This is a genomic window from Sphingomonas bacterium (assembly GCF_903644055.1).
Classification (GTDB): domain Bacteria; phylum Pseudomonadota; class Alphaproteobacteria; order Sphingomonadales; family Sphingomonadaceae; genus Sphingomonas_I.
Genome location: NZ_CAHJXD010000130.1, coordinates 1 through 15,459 on the forward strand (window position 1 = coordinate 1; position 15,459 = coordinate 15,459).

Consider the following 15,459-nt stretch of genomic DNA (forward strand, 5'->3'; position numbering starts at 1 on the left):
CCCGATTGGCTGATGAACAGCGCGAGGCCGCCCTCCTCCAGCACGGGTGCGCGATAGCGGAACTCGCTGGCGACATCGATGTCGACGGGCACGCGCGCGAATTGCTCAACCCAATATTTGGCGACCATCCCCGCGTAGAAGCTCGTCCCGCACGCGACGATGGTGACGCGCCTCACCCCCGCCAGATCGAAATCCTCGGTCGGCAGCGCCAGCGTGCCTTCGAGCCGGCGCAGATACGCCCGCAGCGTCTGCGCGACCACGATCGGCTGCTCGTAGATTTCCTTGAGCATGAAGTGGCGGTAGCCACCCTTGGTGAGCGCCACGTCGGTCGCACCCGAGATCGTGATCGGCCGTTCGACGGGCTGGTCGGCCTTGTCGAAGATCCGGGCGCCGTCGCGGGTGATGATCACCCAGTCGCCCTCCTCGAGATAGCAGATCCGCTGCGTCAGCGGCGCCAGCGCCAGCGCGTCCGAACCGAGGTAGGTCTCGCCGTCGCCATAGCCCACCACCAGCGGCGAGCCGAGCCGCGCGCCGATCAGCAGATCGGGATGCGCGCGGAACAGGATCGCCAGCGCGAACGCCCCGTGCAGCCGCTTGAGCACGGCCGAGACCGCCTCGGCGGGCGACGCGCCTTGCTCCACCTGTTCGGAGACGAGATGCGCCACCACCTCGGTATCGGTCTGGCTGTCGAAGACGCGGCCGCGCGCCTGCAATTCCTCGCGCAGCGGCTTGAAATTCTCGATGATGCCGTTGTGGACCAGCGCGACCTGTTCGGTGGCGTGGGGGTGGGCATTGTCCTCGGTCGGCGCGCCGTGCGTCGCCCAGCGCGTGTGCGCGATGCCGGTGGTGCCGGGCAGCGGCTGCGCTTCGAGGACGGCCGCGAGATTGTCGAGCTTGCCCGGCGCGCGGCGGCGATCGATGATCCCGTCATGATCGGTCGCGATCCCCGCCGAATCATAGCCGCGATATTCCAGCCGGCGGAGGCCCGCGAGCAGCCGCCCGCACACCTCATCCCGCCCAACGATGCCGATGATCCCGCACATGGCGCTAGTCCCTCATGCCCCGCAACCCCGCGCCAAGGCGCCGGAATCCGTTACCCCAAGCTGAACCATACCCGGCGCGCAAGGGCTCCGCGAACGCCTCGGCGAGCAGCGCTTCGTAGGCGCTCGACGATGGCTGCCCCGGCACAGCCAGCCCGTGCCGCAGCAGGTGTGCGTGGCGGACGATCTCGCCCTGCTGCTCGATGCCGTAATCGGCGAAGGCCCTGCCCGGCTCCAGCCGGTAGCGATAGCGGCAGAAGGGGTGGCGGCGGAGGACCAGCGACACGCCCCGCTGATACTGCCAGACATGCGTGAGCTCGTGGAGGAAGAAGGCCTGCATCGGCACCGACTCGCGCGCGAAATCGGGGCTATAGGCGGTGCCCTCGGGATGGAAGTGGAGGTGCCCGCGCGGCGCCATCACCCATTCGCGCCCCTGGAGCGGCCACCAGCGCCAGCGCCTGATCTCCACCGGATCGGGATCGAGCGCCGCGCCGAACATCGCGGCGGCGAGTGCACGCTCGCCCGTGGTCAGCCCCCTGCTCTCGCGTCGTTGATCCATCGTCGCAAGGCTAAGCGCTGTGGCGCGAGCGGATCGCAACATATTTCATCGGCGACGGATCGTGACACGGGCCTGCAAGATAGCGCGGCTAGAAGCGGGTCAGCGAAGGAGTTGGGCCGATGCAGGGACTCGAGATCGTGGCGCTGGGCGTCGTCTATTCGGCATGGGTCGGCCTGTTGCTGTGGCTGATCTCGGGAGGCCCGGAGAAGCGGCAGCGCTGATCGATGCTTAATGGCGTGCCGGCGTGATCACGCCGCATCGTCCTTGCGCCGATCGATCATCTTCTTCGCCGCCCACGCGCCGCCAACCACCAGCCCGAGCGGCCCCATCCGCCGCATCAGCCCGACCGCCATCGCGCCGATCACGGCACCTTTGAGCCCGCTCTGCCGCCGCTTGCGCTCGACTTCCGCGCCGACCAGCGCACCGATGATCTTGCCGAACATGACGACCTCCCAATTGCTTGCCGCCCGAAAGCGCGCATCGCGCCGTTTCGGTTCCGTGATTCAGGGTCTGTGCTGTCGGCGTTGAACTCACGTCACCCCGGCCTTGAGCCGGGGTCCCGCTGCTTGGCCGGCGTTGAACAAGAAGCGGGACCCCGGCTCAAGGCCGGGGTGACGCTTCAGCTTTAACAGGACAGCCTCTAGCGCCCGAGCATCGTCTCCGGCCGCACGACTCGATCGAAGGTCGCCGCATCGACCAGCCCCAGCGCCAGCCCCGCCTCCTTCAGCGTCAGCCCCTGCCTGTGCGCATGCTTGGCGATCCTGGCGGCATCGTCGTAGCCGATCTCGGGCGCGAGCGCGGTGACGAGCATCAGCGATCGATCGAGCAGCGCGCGGATATGCGCCTCGTCCGCCTCGATTCCCTCGACGCAGCGCTCAGCGAAGCTCTCCATGCCCGTGGCCAGAAGATCGATCGAGCGCAGCACGTTGGCGCCGATCAGCGGCTTGAACACGTTGAGCTCGAGATGCCCCTGCATCCCGCCGACCGTGACCGCGACATGATTGCCGATCACCTGCGCCGCGACCATCGTCAGCATCTCGCACTGCGTGGGATTGACCTTGCCGGGCATGATCGAGCTGCCGGGTTCGTTCTCCGGCAGCTTTAGCTCGCCGAGACCGCAGCGCGGGCCCGAACCGAGCAGGCGGATGTCGTTGGCGATCTTGGTCAGCGCCACCGCCAGCGTATTGAGCCGGCCCGAGAGATCGACAAGCGTATCATGGCTCGCCAGCGCCTCGAACTTGTTGGGCGCGCTCTCGAACGCGAAGCCGGTGATGTCCGATATCTCGCGCGCGATCGCCTCGCCGAACCCGGCGGGCGCGTTGAGCCCCGTCCCCACCGCCGTGCCGCCCTGCGCCAGCCTGGAGACGCCATGCTCGATCATCGGCGCGATCCGCGTGCGGACCAGCCGAATCTGCGTATAATAGCCCGAGAATTCGTCGCCCAGCGTCAGCGGCGTCGCATCCTGGAGATGCGTGCGGCCGATCTTGACGATCTCGCCCCAGGCGCGCGTCTTGGCGAGCAGTGCCGCCTCGAGCCGCTCCAGCGCGGGCATCAGCCGATCGCGCGCCGCCAGTGCTGCGGCAACATGCAGCGCGGTCGGGAAGCTGTCGTTCGAGGATTGGCTCATGTTGACGTGATCGTTGGGATGGACCGGCGCCTTGCCGCCGCGCGCGCCCGTCAGCGCCTCGTTGGCGATCCCGGCGATCACCTCGTTGACGTTCATGTTGGTCTGCGTGCCCGAGCCCGTCTGCCAGATCACCAGCGGGAATTGATCGTCGTGCGCGCCGCCCGCGACCGCCGCCGCCGCCGCCTCGATCGCGTCGGCGATCGCGCCGTCCAGCCCGTGCGAGCGGTTCACTCGCGCCGCCGCCCGCTTCACGATCGCCAGCGCATGGACGATCCCGATCGGCATCCGCTCGCTCGGCCCGAACGGAAAATTGGCGATCGATCGCTGCGTCTGCGCGCCCCAATAGGCCGGGGCGGGCACCTCGATCGGGCCGAAACTGTCGGATTCGGTGCGGGTGGGAGTCATCGAAAGCCTCGTGCGCTGGAATGATATCGGACGACGAAATTGCAGGCCGCAGGGTTCCGGCCTATCTTGGGATCGCGATACAGGAGTCGGCGATGCAAGGCATGGGAGGCGAAAGCTGTCCGTTCGAATTCAACCTCGATCCGGCGACGTTCAAGGCCGGCGATCTGGTCAGCTACCGCGTTACCGGCAGCCTCGCGGATTTTCCGTTCATGGGCACGCTCGTCGAGGTGCATGACGACCATGTCGTCATCGCCGCCGATCCGAACGATCCGGACAGCCGCATGCGCGGCACGCGGGAGAGCCGGCCGATCGTTCAGGAAGCCGAGGTCGCCTGAGCGCGACCGCGCCGGCAACCGCCGGCCGCTCACTTCTTCCGCGTGAAATCCACCGAGACGACGTTGCTGCCATCCTCGACCGGCTTGGCGATCACCGGATCGTTTTCCGCCGTGGCGATCTCTTCGGGCTGGTGATCCTCGACCTGCGCGGAGAAGTGCAGCGCGAAATCGACCGCGGGATCGTGGAAAGCGGTGATCGCCGCGAAGGGTATCACCAGCCGCGATCCGATCTGGTTGAAAGACAGGCCGACCTCGAAGCCCTCGGCCGATACCTTCAGGTCCCAATAGCGGTTCTGGATGACGATCGTCATCTCGTCGGGATAGCGCTCGGTCAGGTGGCGCGGAATGTCGACGCCGGGAGCATGCGTCTTGAAGGTGATGTAGAAATGGTGCGCGCCGGGCAGCCCGTTCTTCTCGACCTGCCCGAGCACGCGGCCGACGACGGCACGAAGCGCATCCTGCACGATCTCGTCATAGGGAATCAGGCTGTCTGGCGGGGTATCGGTCACGCGCTTCACCTGAACGCAGGCCTTTCGGGGGTCAAGCCCGCGCCGCGCGGTTGCCTCGCCTCCCCGCCGCGCTATAGCCCGCCGCCATGCGCAGCGCGACCATCAGCCGCAAGACCGCCGAAACCGCGATCCACGCGACCGTCGATCTCGACGGCACCGGCGCCTATGCCGTCTCGACCGGGATCGGCTTCCTCGATCATATGATCGAGCAGCTTTCGCGCCATTCGCTGATCGATATCGACCTTAAAGTGGAGGGCGACCTCCATGTCGACCAGCACCACACCACCGAGGATTCGGCGCTGGCGCTGGGCCAGGCGATCGCCAAGGCGCTGGGCGAGCGGCGCGGGATCGCGCGCTACGGCACCGCCTATGCGCCGATGGACGAGACGCTGACGCGCGTCGCGATCGACATTTCCGGGCGGCCCTTCCTCGTCTGGAAATCGCAGTTCAGCCAGAACAAGCTCGGCGAGCTCGATACCGAACTGATCGAGCATTGGTTCCTGAGCTTCGGCGGCGAGATCGGCATGACGCTGCACGTCGAGACGCTCTATGGGCGCAACAACCACCATATCTGCGAAAGCATCTTCAAGGCGTGCGCGCGCGCGCTCCGCCAGGCGGTGGAGCTCGACCCGCGCAAGGGCGACGCGATCCCGTCGACCAAGGGGACGCTGGGGGGTGGCTAATCTTCGCCTGCCGCCATCGTCCCCCGCCATCCCGTCATCCCAGCGAAAGCTGGGATCTCCCGAAATAGCGCGCGCCGTCTCCGCACGAGACCCCAGCCTTCGCTGGGGTGACGGGAAGAGAAAGGCGTGACCCTCGCGCTCATCGATTACGGCGCGGGCAACCTGCGTTCGGTGGAGAATGCTCTGCGGGCGGCGGGCGCGGGGGACATCTGTGTCACCAGCGATGCCGATATGGTGCGCACCGCCGATCGCATCGTGCTGCCCGGCGTCGGCGCGTTCGCGGCCTCGATGGCGGCGTTGAAGGCGCTGCCGGGCATGACGCAGGCGCTCGACGAGACCGTGCGGGGCAAGGGCCGCCCCTTCCTCGGCATCTGCGTCGGCATGCAGTTGATGGCCGAGGCAGGCGAGGAATTCGGGCGCCACGACGGGCTCGGCTGGATCGCGGGCACCGTGGCGAGGCTCGATCCCGCCGACGCAAGCGCGCGCGTCCCCCACATGGGCTGGAACGACGTCACGATCGCAGCACCACACGCGCTGATCGAGCCCGGCGAGGCCTATTTCCTGCATAGCTTCGCCTTCGAGGCGACCGACCCCGCCGATCTCGCCGCAACCACCGATCATGGCGGCCAAGTCACCGCCGCCGTCGCGCGAGAGACGATGCTCGGCGTGCAATTCCATCCCGAGAAGAGCCAAGCCTATGGGCTGGGCCTGCTGGCGAGGTTCCTGAAATGGCGGCCGTGAATTTCCTCCCCGGCACGGGGAGGGGGACCGCCGGCATAGCCGGTGGTGGAGGGGGCTCCATGCAGCGCGCGACGCCGGTGGTGAGCCCCCTCCACCAGCCTGCGGCTGGTCCCCCTCCCCGTTCCGGGGAGGAATTGCCATGATCACCGTCTATCCCGCGATCGATCTCAAGGGCGGCAAGGTCGTGCGGCTCGCCGAGGGCGATATGGATCGCGCCACCGTCTATGGCGACGATCCGGCCGCGCAGGCGCGGGCCTTCGCCGAAGCGGGCGCGAGCCACCTCCACGTCGTCGATCTCGACGGCGCGTTCGCGGGCGGATCGGTCAACGGCGCTGCGGTCGAGGCCATCGTCAGCGCGTTTCCGGGCAAGGTCCAGCTCGGCGGCGGCATCCGCACGCGCGAGGATATCGATCGCTGGCTGGCGCTCGGCGTCGCGCGCGTGGTGATCGGCACCGCCGCGCTGGAGGAGCCCGAGCTGGTGCGCGGCGCCGCCAAGGATCTTCCCGGCCGGATCGTCGTCGCGGTCGATGCGCGCGGCGGCATGGTGGCGACGCGCGGCTGGGCCGAAGTCTCGGACCTCACCGCCGCCGATCTCGCCGCGCGCTTCGTCGATGCGGGCGTCGCCGCGCTGCTGTTCACCGATGTCGGGCGCGACGGCCTGCTCAAGGGCTGCAACATCCGCGCGACGATCACGCTCGCGCGCGCCACCTCGATCCCGGTGATCGCCAGCGGCGGCGTCAAGGACCTCGCAGATATCGCCGAGCTCGCCCGCGCCGCCTCCGAGGGGATCAAGGGCGTCATCACCGGCCGCGCGCTCTACGACGGCACGCTCAAGCTCGCCTCGGCGCTCAGGGTGGCGAAGGGCGGATGGTGAGCGGCGCGCCATTTCCCTCTCCCCTTAAGGGGAGAGGGTCAGGGAGAGGGGGAGTCGGGTATGTCCGACGCAGCGCCTTCCTGTCTCTGACTTCCCCTCTCCCCGGCCCTCTCCCCGCCTGCGGGGAGAGGGGGACCCGGTCATGACCGTTCGCGTCCGCGTCATCCCCTGCCTCGACGTTGCGGGCGGACGCGTCGTCAAGGGCGTGCAGTTCCTCGATCTCGCCGATGCCGGCGATCCCGTCGAGCAGGCCAAGGTCTATGACGCGGCGGGCGCCGACGAGCTCTGCTTCCTCGACATCACCGCCAGCCACGAGCAGCGCGGCACGATCCTCGACGTCGTCGCGCGCACCGCGGCGGTCTGCTTCATGCCGCTGACCGTGGGCGGCGGGGTCCGCTCGGCCGAGGATGCGCGCGCCTTGCTGCTAGCGGGGGCGGACAAGGTGGCGATCAATTCGGCGGCGGTGGCGCGCCCCGAGCTCGCCGCCGAGATCGCCGACCGCTTCGGCGCGCAATGCGTCGTCGGCGCGATCGACGCCAAGGCGGTGGCGCGCGGCCGCTGGGAGATTTTCACGCACGGCGGCCGCACCGCGACGGGAATCGACGCGATCGCGCATGCGGTGCGGCTTGCGGAGCTGGGCGCGGGCGAATTGCTCGTCACCTCGATGGACAATGACGGCACCAAGGGCGGCTACGACATCGGCCTGACCCGCGCGATCGCCGATGCGGTGAGCGTCCCCGTGGTGGCGAGCGGCGGCGTCGGCACGCTCGACGATATGGTCGCGGGGATCATCCGGGGGCACGCCAGCGCTGTGCTCGCCGCGAGCATCTTCCACTTCGGCGAGCATACCGTGGCGGAGGCGCATGCCGCGCTGGCGGTGGCGGGGCTGCCGGTACGAGGGCATGCGCGCTGATCCTCTCCCACGCATCCCGAGTAGCAGCGGCTACTCAGGATGAGCGGGAGAGGGTATGGGACGGCATGACCGACACGCTCGCCCGCCTCGAAGCCACGATCGCCGCGCGCCGCGAGGCCGAGCCCGACAGCTCCTACACCGCCAGCCTGTTCGCCAAGGGCCGCCCGACGATCGCGCGCAAGCTGGGCGAGGAAGCGGTGGAGCTGCTCGTCGCCAGCCTGGCGCAGGATCATGCCGCGATGACCGGCGAGGCGGCGGACCTGATCTTCCACCTCATGGTGCTGCTCGCCGATGCCGGGATCGAGTGGCGCGAGGTGCTGGCCGAGCTGGAGCGGCGCGAGGGAACCTCCGGGCTGGCGGAGAAAGCGAGCCGGTCCGCTTGACTCGATCGTCATGCCAGACTTGATCCGGCATCCCGCTTTTCTCGGAACGGCGGCGCGCAAGGCGCGGGACCCCGGATCAAGCCCGGGGTGACGATCCGCAATCAGCCAGACGGAACAGGTCCATGCCCATCGACCCCACCCTCCCCTATGACGACACCAACATCTTCGCGCGCATCCTCCGCGCCGAGATCCCGTGCAGGAAGGTCTATGAGGACGATCACGCGCTCGCCTTCCACGATATCAACCCGCAGGCGCCCGTCCACATCCTCGTCATCCCCAAAGGCGCCTACGTCTCGTGGGACGATTTCTCGGCGAAGGCGTCCGATGCCGAGATCGCCGGCTTCATCCGCGCGGTCGGTCATGTCGCGCGCGAGGCGGGGGTCGCGGCGACGGGCTATCGGCTGATGGCCAACATGGGCGGGCATGGCCATCAGGAGGTGGCGCACCTCCACGTCCACATCTTCGGCGGGCGCCAGTTCCGCGAGATGATCCCGCGCGAAGCAGTCTCGTCCTGACCCCGTCATGCCCGCGAAAGCTGGCATCTCGTGCGGCAGGCGCGCGCCGGAGTTGGATGCAACCGACAGTGCACATCGACACGATCCTCCCCTGGCAGGGGAGGAACATCATCATGCGCGAACTTGCTCGAATTTGATTCCAAGCTCCTGAGACCCCGGCTTTCGCTGGGGTGACGCCAGCGGCACGGCGGTACTCCGCCGCAGCGCTATTGCGCTGCGGCGGCAAGCCGTTAGGCTCCCTCCATCAAGCGCCGGGCGCCAAGCCGGTGCAACGGGGAAACGCTGCATGATTTTCGATCGGGTCAAGCCCCTCGACGCCATTCTTCTGACCGCCGAGAAGAAGGGCCTCCACCGCACGCTGGGCGCGTTCCAGTTGACGATGCTGGGCATCGGCGGGGTGATCGGCACCGGCATCTTCGTGCTGACGTCGGAGGCCGCGCAGAAGGCCGGGCCGGGCATGCTGCTGAGCTTCCTCGTCGCGGGCTTCGTCTGCGCGGTGGCGGCGCTCTGCTATTCGGAGCTGGCGTCGATGGTGCCGATTTCGGGATCGGCCTATACCTACACCTATGCGGTCGTCGGCGAGCTGCTCGCCTGGATGGTCGGCTGGGCGCTGATCCTCGAATATGCGGTGGGCGCGAGCGCGGTGGCGGTGGGCTGGTCCAATCATGCGGTCGGCCTGCTCAGGGGGCTGGGGATCGATTTCCCGACCTCGATCAGCAACGCCGATGCGCTGATGGCCAAGGCGCAGCTCGCGCTGGGCGCGACGGCGACACCCGATCTAATGACCGCGCTCCAGGTCGGCGGCTGGATCAACGTCCCCGCGATCGTCATTTCGGCGCTCGTCACCTGGCTGCTGATCATCGGCACCACCGAAAGCGCGCGCGTCAACGCGGTTCTCGTCGCGATCAAGATCCTCGCGCTCACCGCCTTCGTCCTGCTCACCATCCCCGTGCTCAAGGCGGAGAATTTCCATCCCTTCACGCCCACCGGCGGCGCGGGCGTGCTCGGCGCGGCGGCGTCGATCTTCTTCGCCTACGTCGGCTTCGACGCGGTCTCGACCGCCGCCGAGGAGACCAAGAATCCGCAGCGCAACGTGCCGATCGGGCTGATCGCCAGCCTGCTGATCTGCACGGTCTTCTATATTCTCGTCGCATCGGGCGCGATCGGCGCGATCGGCGCGCAGCCCGAGATGGCGAACGGCGCATCGCTGGCGCCGGGCTCGGCCGAAATGGCGGGGCGCTGCGCCTCGGTGGTCGCCTCCGGCGCGATCGAGCCTTTGGTCTGCTCGAAGGAGGCGCTGGTCCATGTGCTCGATACGATCGGCTGGCCCGGCGTCGGTCGGCTGGTCGGCCTCGCCGCGGTGCTGGCGCTGCCCTCGGTCGTGCTGATCATGATGTTCGGCCAGACGCGCGTCTTCTTCACGATGGCCCGCGACGGGCTGCTGCCCGAGCGGCTGGCGGCGGTGCATCCGCGCTACCGCACGCCGCACGTCGTCACCGTCGTCACCGGCGTCGGCGCCACTACGGCGGCGGCCTTCCTGCCCGTCGGCAAGCTCGCCGATTATTCCAACTCGGGGACCCTGTTCGCCTTCCTGATGGTCGCTGTATCGGTGATGGTGCTGCGCAAGATCGATCCCACGCGCAAGCGCCCGTTCCGGACGCCTCTGGTGTGGATCGTCGCACCGCTGGCGATCATCGGCTGCCTCGGCCTCTATTTCTCGCTGCCGCTCACCGCGATCCTCGTCCTGCCGGGCTGGGGGATCATCGGGCTGCTGATCTACTTCCTCTACAGCCGCTCGCGCAGCCATGTCGGGCGCGGCGCGGTGGGGGGCGCGGAGACGCGATAGGTTTCGGATATCGTCGTCCCGGCGGACGCCGGGGGTTACGATCGAAGCTCAGAGTAGGATGACTTCCGCCCTACCCGCTCCTGCTGAGTAGGGACCGAGTAGCTCCGTAGGAGCGTATCGAGGGCTCGTATCGAAGCACGGCTCAAGGGTGAGCGGAGGAGTAGGTCACTCTAAATTGATCCGACTTTACGGCCCGCGGCTGCCGCCGGTCGCGCCGAACACCGCGCCGCTGGTGTAGCTGATCTCCTGGCTCGCCAGCAGCACGTAGAGCGCGGCGAGCTCGGCGGGCTGGCCGGGGCGGCCGAGCGGCGTATCGGCGCCGAATTCGCCCATCGTGCCGGGCAATTGCCCGCCCGCCACCTGCAGCGGCGTCCACACCGGCCCCGGCGCCACCGCATTGACGCGGATGCCCTTGCTGGCGAGCTGCTTGGCCAGGCCCTTGGTGAAGATCAGGATCGCGCCCTTGGTGGAGGCATAATCCAGCAATTCCTCGCCGGGATCATAGCTGTTGACCGAGGCGGTGTTGATGATCGCCGATCCCGCCCCCAGATGCGCGAGCGCGGCGCGCGACAGGCGGAACATCGCGAAGATATTGGTCTCGAACGTGCGGACCATCTGCTCGTCGCTGATCTCTAGAATCGATTCCTTGCTCTGCTGATAGGCGGCGTTGTTGACGAGGATATCGAGCCCGCCCAGCCCGCGCGCGGCATCGGCGACGAGTTTCTTGCACGCGGCCTCGGTGCGGATGTCGGCGGGCAGCGCCACCGCCTTGCGCCCTTCCTTGCGGATGAGGGCCACCACTTCGCGCGCGTCGGGCTCCTCGGTCGGATAATAGTTGATCGCGACGTCCGCGCCCTCGCGCGCGAACGCGATCGCCGCCGCGCGGCCGATGCCGCTGTCGCCGCCGGTGAGCAAAGCCTTGCGCCCGGCGAGCCGGCCCGAGCCCTTGTAGCTGGTCTCGCCGCAATCGGGCACCGGGTTCATCTTGCTTTGCAGCGCGGGCCAGGGCTGGCGCTGCTCGGGCAGGGGCGGCTTGGGATAATCGGCGGCGAGCGGGCTGGTCGGCGCGCCGGGGGCGTGCTTCTTCTGCGCCTGCGCGGAGGAGGCCAGCGTGGCCGCCGCGAGGCCCGCGACCGCGACCCCGCCGAACATGTCACGACGCGTAGCGCCTTCTTTTTCGGTCATATTTCAGCCTCCTGATTATCGGGAGGCCAACGGTCGAGGTCCGGAATGGATGCGGGTGGCGTCCTTCGATACGGGACTTCGACAGGCTCAGTCCCTACTCAGGATGAGCGGAGGGTGGTGGCTAGGCTTACCCCAGCCTTGCCGCGACCAGCGCGTCGAGCTTGGCCTCGGGCCGCGCGCCCCAGTGCGAGATCACCTCGGCGGCGGCGATCGCGCCCATCGTCAGGCAATCCTCGAGGCTGCGACCCCGGACATGGCCGACGAGGAAGCCCGCCGAGAAGAGGTCGCCGGCGCCGGTGGTGTCGACGATCCGGTCGATCGGTTCGGCGGGCACGCTGGCGCGCTCGCCCCCCGCGATCGCGATCGCGCCATCGGCCCCCCGCGTCGTTACCAGCAGCGGCACGCGCGCGGCGACGAACGCCACCGCTTCCTCGAAATCCTCGACGCCGGCGAGCGCCAGCACTTCCTCCTCATTGGCGAAGAGGATGTCGATGTCGCGCCTGTCGAGCATCTCCAGGAAATCGGCGCGGTGGTTGAGGATGCAGAACACCGCCGAGACGCCGAGCGCGACCTTGCGGCCGGCGTCGTGCGCCATGCGGATCGCGCGGCGCATCGCCTCGCGCGGTTCGGCGGGATCCCACAGATAGCCTTCGAGCAGCAGGATGCTGGCGCCGGCGATCCGCGCGGCATCGATCGCGTCGGGCTCGAGATATTGCGCGGCGCCGAGATAGGTGTTCATCGTCCGTTGCCCGTCACCCTCGTCGACGAGGATCAGGCAGCGCGCGGTCGGCTCGGGCAGGTCGCGCGCCTTGGTCTCGAACGCCACGCCCTGCGCGCGGATGTCGTGCGTGAAGACCTCGCCGAGCTGATCGGTCGCGACCTGGCCGATGAACGCGCATGTGGCGCCGAGCGCCGCGGCCCCCGCCAGCGTGTTCGCCGCCGAGCCGCCGCTGATCTCGCGCCCCGCGCCCATCGCCGCATAGAGCGTTTCCGCCTCGTCCGCGTCGAGCAGCCGCATCGCGCCCTTGGTCATGCCATGCTCGGTCAGGAAGGCCTCGTCCGCCGAAGCGAGCACGTCCACGATGGCATTGCCGATCGCGATGATGTCGAGGCTCGGTTCGGTCACGCATATCTCCGGGTTCGGGAAGGACGGTGCCGGTTAGAGGGCGTGCGGGCGCGGCGCAACCGGGCTTGCCCGGACGCGCCGGCAAGGCGAAGGAAGCGCCATGGACCGCCGCCCCCGCCTTTCCCTGCTCGGCCTGCTGCTGGTCGCGGGCTGCGCGACCACGACGACCGAGGCGCCAAAGCATCTTCCGCCGCCGCCGCGCGCCGCCACCGGCGTCGATCGCGTGATGGGGCATGATGCGCGGACGCTCGTCGCGCTGTTCGGGCCGCCGATGCTCGATCTGCGCGAGGGGCCGGCGCGCAAGCTGCAATTTCGCGGGCCCGCCTGCGTGCTCGACGCTTATCTCTACCCGCCGGGCGGCGGCGGCGAGCTTAAGGTGACGTGGATCGACGCGCGCACGCCCGCCGGAGCCGAGTTCGACCGGGCCTCCTGCATCGCCGCGCTGGTCCGGCGATGATCGTAGCGCCGGGGCGGACCTTCAGGCCGCCATGCCGTAGGGCTGTATCTCGCCGGAAAGGTAGAGGTTGCGCGCCTTGGCGCGGCTGAGCTTGCCCGACGAGGTGCGCGGCAAGGCCTTGGGCGGCACGAGCTCGACGACGCAATGCATCCCCGTGATCGCCAGCACGCGCTCGCGGATCTGCTCGCGCAACCTGGCGCGTTCGTCGGCGTCGGAGGTGCGGCACTGGACAAGGACCGCGGGCGTCTCCTCCCCGCCCGGCGTGGTGATCGCGAAGGCGGCGATGTCGCCCGCCTTGAAGCCCGGCAACTGCTCCACCGCCCACTCGATATCCTGAGGCCAGTGGTTTCGGCCGTTGATGATGATCATGTCCTTGGCGCGGCCGACGATATAGATGTAGCCGTCCGAGACATAGCCCATGTCGCCGGTATCGAGCCAGCCGTCGACCAGCGCGGCGACGCTCGCCGCCTCGTCGCGGAAATAGCCCGTCATCACCGAGGAACCCCGGCACCAGAGCTTGCCGATCGCGCGATCCGGCAGCGCGACGCCGTCCTCGTCGCGGATCGCAATCTCCATGCCGAGCGCGGGCTTGCCGCAATTGACGATCGCGCGATAGCGCTGCGGCCGGCCGACGCCCGCCGAACCGTCCCCCGAAAGCTCGGTCTCCTCGACAAGCTCGACCACCAGCCCCTCGCCCGGCGGCATGATCGACACCGCCAGCGTCGCCTCGGCAAGCCCGTAGGAGGGCGTGAAGGCGCTCGCCTGGAAGCCCGCATCGTCGAACGCGTCGACGAACGCCTGCATCACGTCGGGCCGGATCATGTCGGCGCCGTTGCCCGCGATCCGCCAGCGCGAAAGATCGAAGCGATCGGACGCCTTGGTCTGGCTCGACATGCGCCGCGCGCAGATATCGTAGCCGAAGGTCGGCGAATAAGAGAGAGTCGTGCCGGGATTGCGCGTGATGAGATCGAGCCATGCCAGCGGGCGGCGCGCGAAATCCTCGGTCTTGAGATAGTCGGCCGAAACCTGGTTCGCGACCGGCGAGAGCAGGCAGCCGACCAGCCCCATATCGTGATACCAGGGCAGCCAGGAAACGCAGCGATCGCCGTCGCGCACCTCCATGCCGATCGAATGCGCCGCGAGGTTCGCCATCAGCGCGCGGTGCGTGATCGCGACGCCGTGGGGAAAGCGCGTCGAGCCGCTGGAATATTGCAGATAGGCGATGTCGTCGGGCCGAAGCGTTGGCAGCGCCCCGGGACGTGCCGGGCGCGCCGCGAACGCCTCGTAGGACAGGCCCTCGACCCGCTTCATCGCCGACGCGGCGCCGCCGATCGCCTCCAGCTCTTCCGGAAACAGCAGGAGCCTGGGATCGGAGCTTTCGAGCTGTACCGCGAGCTGATCGATATAGGCCTCGCGCCCGCCGAACGAGGTGGGCAGCGGCAGCGGCACCGGCCAGACGCCCGCATAGATCGCCCCGAAGAAGGCCGCGGCGAATTCGGGGCCCGTCTCGGCGAGCAAGGCGAGACGATCGCCCGGAACCAGGCCATGCGCGATCAGCCGCGCCGCCACCGCGCACGCATCATCGCGCAGTTCGGAAAAGGTGTAGGCACGGGTAAGCTGGCCGCGCGGATCATGGAAGTTCAGCCCGCGCAGACCCTCGGCCGCATGATCGAGCGCGGCGCCGAGCGTCGGGAAATCCGCATAGCGGCGAGGTCGACGATCGTCGCTGGGGGTCGGCATCGGCGATATCGCCGCCGTCGCGCCCATCTTCACTTCGGCATTCACGCGTGTCGCGCTCCAATATCTCTCACGAAACCTCGCGGCTTGCCCAGGATCACCCCTACAATATCCTGGCGGCGTCGTTCATATTCCGGCACGGTTGTGGCACAATCGTGGCGCGTGCAACAGAAGCTCTCTGATCGCCGGGTGCGGCCGCCGCTGGATGCGCCCGGCCTGCGGGCGATCGCGCTCCGCTATGTCGGGCGCTATGCCACGACGCGCGCGAAATTGTGCGCCTATCTCGCGCGCAAGATCGCCGAGCGCGGCTGGGCCGAAGAGCATCCGGCCGACCTCGCCCTCCTGGTCGCGGAATTCGCCGATCTCGGCTATGTCGACGATCGCGCATTCGCGACGGCGCGGGGGGCGGCGCTGGTCCGGCGCGGCTTCGGCGAGCGGCGGGTCAAGGATGCGCTCCAGCACGCCGGCGTCGCCCGGGACGATGCCGCGCCCGCCCGCGATGCGGCGCGCGAAGGATCGCTGGA

Annotated in this window: 17 protein-coding genes and 1 pseudogene; 10 read left to right on the forward strand and 8 right to left on the reverse strand. The window is 68.6% G+C overall.

The genetic code is table 11. The annotated features are described in order from the left end of the window. From glmS to fumC, 4 genes are all read right to left on the reverse strand, one after another. The coding region (glmS, locus tag HUU94_RS05650) for a glutamine--fructose-6-phosphate transaminase (isomerizing) (protein WP_174274126.1) at positions 1 to 1,043 on the reverse strand (1,043 nt) is incomplete at its 3' end. Positions 1,044 to 1,047: 4 nt separating this feature from the next. Then, entirely contained in the window at positions 1,048 to 1,599 is a 552-nt protein-coding gene (locus HUU94_RS05655) for a vgr related protein (protein ID WP_254601988.1), read from the reverse strand. A gap of 248 nt (positions 1,600 to 1,847) precedes the next feature. After that, on the reverse strand, positions 1,848 to 2,042 hold the full coding sequence (locus HUU94_RS05660) for a hypothetical protein (protein WP_174274127.1): 195 nt from the start codon (positions 2,040 to 2,042) through the stop codon (positions 1,848 to 1,850). Between the two features lie 197 nt (positions 2,043 to 2,239). Then, entirely contained in the window at positions 2,240 to 3,631 is a 1,392-nt protein-coding gene (gene fumC, locus HUU94_RS05665; protein WP_174274128.1) for a class II fumarate hydratase, read from the reverse strand. A gap of 92 nt (positions 3,632 to 3,723) precedes the next feature. On the opposite strand from fumC, the gene HUU94_RS05670 reads away from it, so the two are divergent. Further along, positions 3,724 to 3,966, forward strand: a complete 243-nt coding sequence (locus tag HUU94_RS05670; protein WP_174274129.1) for a hypothetical protein — start codon at positions 3,724 to 3,726, stop codon at positions 3,964 to 3,966. Between the two features lie 29 nt (positions 3,967 to 3,995). On the opposite strand, the gene HUU94_RS05675 is transcribed toward HUU94_RS05670, so the two are convergent. Further along, positions 3,996 to 4,475 (reverse strand): SspB family protein, encoded by a 480-nt coding sequence (locus HUU94_RS05675; protein ID WP_174274130.1) that lies wholly within the window; start codon positions 4,473 to 4,475, stop codon positions 3,996 to 3,998. Between the two features lie 86 nt (positions 4,476 to 4,561). Here HUU94_RS05675 and hisB point away from each other — a divergent pair, with 86 nt between their 5' ends. The 7 genes from hisB to HUU94_RS05710 all read left to right on the forward strand — a co-directional run bounded on the left by hisB (position 4,562) and on the right by HUU94_RS05710 (position 10,430). Continuing rightward, complete coding sequence (gene hisB, locus HUU94_RS05680) at positions 4,562 to 5,158, forward strand: imidazoleglycerol-phosphate dehydratase HisB (RefSeq protein ID WP_174274131.1); 597 nt, start codon at positions 4,562 to 4,564, stop codon at positions 5,156 to 5,158. A 126-nt stretch (positions 5,159 to 5,284) separates the two neighbouring features. Further along, on the forward strand, positions 5,285 to 5,899 hold the full coding sequence (hisH, locus tag HUU94_RS05685) for an imidazole glycerol phosphate synthase subunit HisH (RefSeq protein WP_174274132.1): 615 nt from the start codon (positions 5,285 to 5,287) through the stop codon (positions 5,897 to 5,899). 139 nt (positions 5,900 to 6,038) lie between these two features. Then, entirely contained in the window at positions 6,039 to 6,773 is a 735-nt protein-coding gene (hisA, locus tag HUU94_RS05690) for a 1-(5-phosphoribosyl)-5-[(5-phosphoribosylamino)methylideneamino]imidazole-4-carboxamide isomerase (RefSeq protein ID WP_174274133.1), read from the forward strand. Between the two features lie 142 nt (positions 6,774 to 6,915). Then, on the forward strand, positions 6,916 to 7,686 hold the full coding sequence (hisF, locus tag HUU94_RS05695) for an imidazole glycerol phosphate synthase subunit HisF (protein ID WP_174274134.1): 771 nt from the start codon (positions 6,916 to 6,918) through the stop codon (positions 7,684 to 7,686). A 65-nt stretch (positions 7,687 to 7,751) separates the two neighbouring features. Then, on the forward strand, positions 7,752 to 8,069 hold the full coding sequence (locus HUU94_RS05700; protein ID WP_174274135.1) for a phosphoribosyl-ATP diphosphatase: 318 nt from the start codon (positions 7,752 to 7,754) through the stop codon (positions 8,067 to 8,069). Between the two features lie 122 nt (positions 8,070 to 8,191). Further along, a complete protein-coding gene (locus tag HUU94_RS05705; RefSeq protein ID WP_174274136.1) occupies positions 8,192 to 8,584 on the forward strand; it encodes a histidine triad nucleotide-binding protein in 393 nt (130 codons plus the stop codon). A gap of 286 nt (positions 8,585 to 8,870) precedes the next feature. Beyond that, positions 8,871 to 10,430: an amino acid permease gene (locus tag HUU94_RS05710; RefSeq protein WP_174274137.1), complete on the forward strand. Its 1,560-nt coding sequence runs from the start codon at positions 8,871 to 8,873 to the stop codon at positions 10,428 to 10,430. Between the two features lie 186 nt (positions 10,431 to 10,616). On the opposite strand, the gene HUU94_RS05715 is transcribed toward HUU94_RS05710, so the two are convergent. Then, a complete protein-coding gene (locus HUU94_RS05715) occupies positions 10,617 to 11,615 on the reverse strand; it encodes an SDR family oxidoreductase (RefSeq protein ID WP_174274138.1) in 999 nt (332 codons plus the stop codon). A gap of 127 nt (positions 11,616 to 11,742) precedes the next feature. Continuing rightward, positions 11,743 to 12,741 (reverse strand): adenosine kinase, encoded by a 999-nt coding sequence (locus HUU94_RS05720; RefSeq protein ID WP_174274139.1) that lies wholly within the window; start codon positions 12,739 to 12,741, stop codon positions 11,743 to 11,745. 100 nt (positions 12,742 to 12,841) lie between these two features. Between HUU94_RS05720 and HUU94_RS05725 the strand changes: the two genes are divergently transcribed. Continuing rightward, complete coding sequence (locus HUU94_RS05725; protein ID WP_174274140.1) at positions 12,842 to 13,198, forward strand: hypothetical protein; 357 nt, start codon at positions 12,842 to 12,844, stop codon at positions 13,196 to 13,198. Between the two features lie 21 nt (positions 13,199 to 13,219). Here HUU94_RS05725 and HUU94_RS05730 read toward each other — a convergent pair whose 3' ends face one another. Then, positions 13,220 to 14,965 (reverse strand): fatty acyl-AMP ligase, encoded by a 1,746-nt coding sequence (locus HUU94_RS05730; protein ID WP_174274141.1) that lies wholly within the window; start codon positions 14,963 to 14,965, stop codon positions 13,220 to 13,222. 159 nt (positions 14,966 to 15,124) lie between these two features. Here HUU94_RS05730 and HUU94_RS12780 point away from each other — a divergent pair. Then, positions 15,125 to 15,459: pseudogene (locus tag HUU94_RS12780) on the forward strand (RecX family transcriptional regulator); the annotation flags it as partial.

What these genes read in the sequence shown, in the direction of transcription:
- hisF (WP_174274134.1), top strand. Translation starts at nt 6,916, where the DNA reads ATGACCGTTCGCGTCCGCGTCATCCCCTGCCTCGACGTTGCGGGCGGA.
- HUU94_RS05705 (WP_174274136.1), top strand. Translation starts at nt 8,192, where the DNA reads ATGCCCATCGACCCCACCCTCCCCTATGACGACACCAACATCTTCGCG.
- hisA (WP_174274133.1), top strand. Translation starts at nt 6,039, where the DNA reads ATGATCACCGTCTATCCCGCGATCGATCTCAAGGGCGGCAAGGTCGTG.
- HUU94_RS05730 (WP_174274141.1), bottom strand. Translation starts at nt 14,965, where the DNA reads ATGGGCGCGACGGCGGCGATATCGCCGATGCCGACCCCCAGCGACGAT.
- HUU94_RS05655 (WP_254601988.1), bottom strand. Translation starts at nt 1,599, where the DNA reads ATGGATCAACGACGCGAGAGCAGGGGGCTGACCACGGGCGAGCGTGCA.
- HUU94_RS05700 (WP_174274135.1), top strand. Translation starts at nt 7,752, where the DNA reads ATGACCGACACGCTCGCCCGCCTCGAAGCCACGATCGCCGCGCGCCGC.
- HUU94_RS05710 (WP_174274137.1), top strand. Translation starts at nt 8,871, where the DNA reads ATGATTTTCGATCGGGTCAAGCCCCTCGACGCCATTCTTCTGACCGCC.
- fumC (WP_174274128.1), bottom strand. Translation starts at nt 3,631, where the DNA reads ATGACTCCCACCCGCACCGAATCCGACAGTTTCGGCCCGATCGAGGTG.
- HUU94_RS05725 (WP_174274140.1), top strand. Translation starts at nt 12,842, where the DNA reads ATGGACCGCCGCCCCCGCCTTTCCCTGCTCGGCCTGCTGCTGGTCGCG.
- hisB (WP_174274131.1), top strand. Translation starts at nt 4,562, where the DNA reads ATGCGCAGCGCGACCATCAGCCGCAAGACCGCCGAAACCGCGATCCAC.
- HUU94_RS05670 (WP_174274129.1), top strand. Translation starts at nt 3,724, where the DNA reads ATGCAAGGCATGGGAGGCGAAAGCTGTCCGTTCGAATTCAACCTCGAT.
- HUU94_RS05715 (WP_174274138.1), bottom strand. Translation starts at nt 11,615, where the DNA reads ATGACCGAAAAAGAAGGCGCTACGCGTCGTGACATGTTCGGCGGGGTC.
- HUU94_RS05660 (WP_174274127.1), bottom strand. Translation starts at nt 2,042, where the DNA reads ATGTTCGGCAAGATCATCGGTGCGCTGGTCGGCGCGGAAGTCGAGCGC.